This window comes from Halorubrum sp. GN11_10-6_MGM (assembly GCF_005435165.1).
Taxonomy (GTDB): Archaea; Halobacteriota; Halobacteria; order Halobacteriales; family Haloferacaceae; genus Halorubrum.
Map to the genome: position 1 here is coordinate 1 of NZ_SGUC01000074.1, position 1,264 is coordinate 1,264.

Sequence of the window (1,264 nt, forward strand, 5' to 3'; positions counted from 1 at the left end):
GGACGTGTGGGAGAGGCAGTCGCGACGTTTCTCGCGCCGCGGCTCACGGGCGAGTAGTCGCTTTCCGAGGCGTCGGCTCGGATGGTCACCGCAGGTCGTCGATCAGCTCCGCCGCCATCCGCTCGCCGCGTGCCGGGTCGTACCCCTCCATCCGGAGGTGCGCCAGCGGCGCGACGTACGGGTTCCGCTCCCAGTGAGCCCACACCTCGGTCGAGCCGTCGGGCGCGGGGAACAGTCGGACGTGGACCTGCCAGTCGCCCGTGAGCCCCTCCGGACGGTGGACGAAGCTCCCCACCTCGTGAACGGTCTCCCCGTCGCGGTCGTAGGCGTGGAAGTACGCCCGGATCAGCTCGGAGAACCCCTGATCGGGGAGTCGGTCGCGGGTCTCCGCGGGACTCGTCGGGAGGGTCCCGGCGTACTCGTCGGCCGGCGGCGGCAGCACCTGAACGTGGTCGGGAGCGCCGTCGTCGGGGAGGAGCGCGAGCAGCTTCCCCGCCGCGAGCCGGACGCGCCAGAAGCCGATCGCGCGCCCGACGAGGAACGCCGCCGGGAGGAGGAGCGCGACGGACAAAAGCGACCGGAGAACGCCGTCGCGGACCGACGCACCGCGTGACCCCCCCGAGCGCATCGCGGTCAGTTGTACCCCCGCCAGCGGTGGCCGCACTCCTTGCACTTGAAAAAGCGCGTCGGCGGCTCGTCGGCGGCGCCCGTCTGTTTGATCGTGTACCACGCCTCGCCGTGGCCGCACTCGTCGCAGACGACGTCGTTCGCGGTCGGCTTCCCCTCGAAGTTCGCCCCCTCCTCCGTCTCGATCACCTCGTCGCCGGTCTGTTCCGTCGTCGACTCGAACTCGGCGGCGAGCGCCTCGTCGCGCTCGGTCGTCGCGCCGCAGTCGTCGTTCTGACACACCATCTCCCCGTCGCGAGAGACCATCATCGAGCCGCAGTCGTCACAGAACTGCATATACGTGGTTGACAGGGGATCGAGCGGTTTAGGTCCGGTGGGTGCGGCTGAATACGTCGAGTGACGCGACGTGGAACCGTGTTGGTGTGGCGGTGGAGTGGTCGCAGTCGATCCGGATGTGGATCTGTGAGGGAGAACACCGTCAAAGTCCCTGCCGCGACGCGCCACGGGCAACCGGCGGCGATAGTGATAGCCGAAAAATTTGTAATATTAGAGTGTAAGTACGAACTATGCCTGGACCGTCGAAAGATCACCTCGAACATCTGAGTGAAGAGGAACTCGATGAGGCGATCGATCAAGC

General features: G+C 67.2%; 2 protein-coding genes. Both read right to left on the reverse strand.

The features are described from left to right. Positions 1-85: 85 nt before the first annotated feature. On the reverse strand, positions 86-628 hold the full coding sequence (locus EXE46_RS16105; protein WP_137689351.1) for a hypothetical protein: 543 nt from the start codon (positions 626-628) through the stop codon (positions 86-88). Between the two features lie 5 nt (positions 629-633). Beyond that, entirely contained in the window at positions 634-963 is a 330-nt protein-coding gene (locus tag EXE46_RS16110) for a transcription factor S (protein WP_092920191.1), read from the reverse strand. Positions 964-1,264 lie beyond the last annotated feature (301 nt).

Excerpts from the sequence above, each read along its gene's own strand:
- EXE46_RS16105 (WP_137689351.1), bottom strand. The coding sequence starts at position 628 with ATGCGCTCGGGGGGGTCACGCGGTGCGTCGGTCCGCGACGGCGTTCTC.
- EXE46_RS16110 (WP_092920191.1), bottom strand. The coding sequence starts at position 963 with ATGCAGTTCTGTGACGACTGCGGCTCGATGATGGTCTCTCGCGACGGG.